Below are 2235 nucleotides of genomic sequence, written 5' to 3'. Positions count from 1 at the left end.
CCGGTGCCCATCTCGGCGTAGCCCCACTCCTTGGCCGATCCATCCGGATGGGTGAAACGGAACAGCTCGTAGGTCTTGCCGTTCACGGCTGCGACCCATCCCAGTAGTCGCCAAAGACGTCGGCCGCGATCCGGTGGATCGCCTCCTGCTGCTCCGGTTCCGCGCGTGCGGTTAGGGCCTGGGACAAGGCATACTCGAAGACCTTCGGGGCGCCCTTGAACGTCAGCGAAAGGCCGGCCCAGCGGACCAAGGTCCGCGTACTCATCGTGACCGTCAGCTCCGCCCCACCCTCCTTGGCGCCGACGAACAGCCGGCGGATCTCGCCAGCCACGGTGATCATCTTCTCGGCGATCAGGTCCGGCAGTTTCGGGACCTGAGCCTTGATGATCTCCTTCTCGATCGCAGGCTCGGGGTAACCGACCTGGACCACCCGGAAGCGGTCCATGAAGGCCAGGTTCTGGCGCAGCACCCCCTGATAGAGACCCGAGCCGTCCCCGGCGCCCACCGAGTTGCCGGTGGCGAACACCCGGAACTTCGGATGTGGGCGGATCACCTCCCCACCGTTCTCAGCGATCACCAGGGGCTGGCCCTCGATGATGTCGTTCAGCCCCGCCAGTTCCGACGGGTCCATCAGGTCACTCTCGTTCAAGATCAGCAGGTGCCCATCCCGGGCGGCCACGGCCAGGGGGCCGTAAATGAACTTGGTCTCGCCCTGGACCAGGACGAACTGGCCGACCAGGGAGTTAAGCTCCATGCGCCCGTGACAGGTCACGGACTGCACCGGCCAGAAGATCCGGCTGGCGACCTGCGTCACCAGGCTGGTCTTGCCGGACCCGGTGGGGCCGGTCAGGAACAGCCCGTCCCCGCTGGGATCGCGCAGGAAGGCGAGCACGTCGCGCAACACCTCGTTGCGGAACACATAGGGCTTGCGCACCGGGATGTGCGGATGGGTCTCGTCAGCAAAGCCGACGACTTCCAGCCCGGCACGGGCTTGGACGCCGAAGGTGGCCGCAACATCGAAGCGTTGGTAGGTCATGCGTGTCTCCTGGGTCGGTTAAGAACCCGAGGAGACGCACGCCTCCCGTTGGGGAGAGCAGGTCTCCCCGGGGCGGGATTGGTCGGTCGTTGCTACTTCAGATATGCCGTAAGCCGTGCGATTACGATCGCCCAGCAGATGACGCCTGCCGTTAATACCGGCGTCGTTACCCATGTATGCCAGAAAATACGGCGCCGGAGCGCAGTGATCTCCTCGTCCGTGGCGCCGAAGTCGCGGGCAAGATCCAAAAGCGCGCGCGGGTCACATCGGGCATCGTTTCGCCATTTTGCAAATGGCCTTGCGGACTGCTGGTTAGACATGGCGTTGGTCCTGCTGCGGGTAGCCCATCACCCGGGTCCACACCTCGCACCGCGTGCGGTCATTATCGTTAAGCGGGTTCATGTGTCTTTTCACAGCCGGCATAACCCGGGTCGCCAAGGTCGGTTCTTTGATGCCCTGATCCGAAATCCGCGAAGATGCCATCGCGATGGGAGCTCACATCGCCACTACCCTCATCGTCTTCCACACAGATGTGGTCGTCAGCAAACTGTTCCAGTTGCCGCGTATATTCCTTTAACAGGCGATTGGCTTCGCTATGAAACAAGGGGATCGACGTCACATCGCCCGTGATATAGCACGGACACGGCAGCCGGATGACCCCTTCAGGCATTTGGACGTAGGTATAGCCTTCGTCGCCCTTAAGCCAAAGCAGCATATCGCCATCGCGCAATCTTTCCGTTTCTGCCCGCACATTGGTGAGTCCATGATCGGAGTCTAATGCATTACGGGCGAATTCATCTAAGGTTCGCATTGCTATGCCCTCGTTTGGCGTGGACGGATATCGGTTGAAGATCGGTTCGGCTGTTCTTGTCGGACGCCCAGCTAGCGTCATGGCAATGTCCGGCATGGACAATGCACAATTCGGTTGTCCGTTGCGCACGCCGTATTCGGCGTGTCCGCAAGGGACAACCGCCGGGCCGGAACCCGGGGTTGTCGCTGTTCGCGTGATCGGACTGGCCTTAAAAGAAGCAGCCCTTATCGTCCTCTGCCGCCTGCAGGCATCCCGTTACACACAACTTTAGGTGTACGGTGTAAAATTCAGTCTTCAGATAGTTTCTGGGGGCACCGTGAGCTGGGCAGACGAGGAATTTCTGGCGATTGACCTGGGCGACACGCGTCGCAACGAGCGCGCGAAGCGG

4 protein-coding genes are annotated in these 2235 nt (G+C 61.5%); 1 reads left to right on the top strand and 3 read right to left on the bottom strand.

Going from position 1 to position 2235, the window contains the following annotated elements; all coding sequences use genetic code 11:
* Positions 1–82: 82 nt before the first annotated feature.
* The 3 genes from QZX93_RS26630 to QZX93_RS26620 all read right to left on the bottom strand — a co-directional run bounded on the left by QZX93_RS26630 (position 83) and on the right by QZX93_RS26620 (position 1943).
* The gene (locus QZX93_RS26630; RefSeq protein WP_295388663.1) at positions 83–1036 is read right to left on the bottom strand and encodes an AAA family ATPase; all 954 of its coding nucleotides are present in this window, start codon (positions 1034–1036) and stop codon (positions 83–85) included.
* Positions 1037–1128: 92 nt separating this feature from the next.
* Complete coding sequence (locus QZX93_RS26625) at positions 1129–1356, bottom strand: hypothetical protein (protein WP_295388666.1); 228 nt, start codon at positions 1354–1356, stop codon at positions 1129–1131.
* A 68-nt stretch (positions 1357–1424) separates the two neighbouring features.
* A complete protein-coding gene (locus QZX93_RS26620) occupies positions 1425–1943 on the bottom strand; it encodes a hypothetical protein (RefSeq protein WP_295388668.1) in 519 nt (172 codons plus the stop codon).
* Between the two features lie 175 nt (positions 1944–2118).
* Between QZX93_RS26620 and QZX93_RS27550 the strand changes: the two genes are divergently transcribed.
* Positions 2119–2235: transposase DNA-binding-containing protein (locus tag QZX93_RS27550; protein WP_366761307.1), on the top strand; the 117-nt coding region annotated here is incomplete at its 3' end.

This window comes from uncultured Thiodictyon sp. (assembly GCF_903946935.1).
Classification (GTDB): Bacteria; Pseudomonadota; Gammaproteobacteria; order Chromatiales; family Chromatiaceae; genus Thiodictyon.
This window is presented reverse-complemented; position numbering and strand designations above follow the sequence as displayed.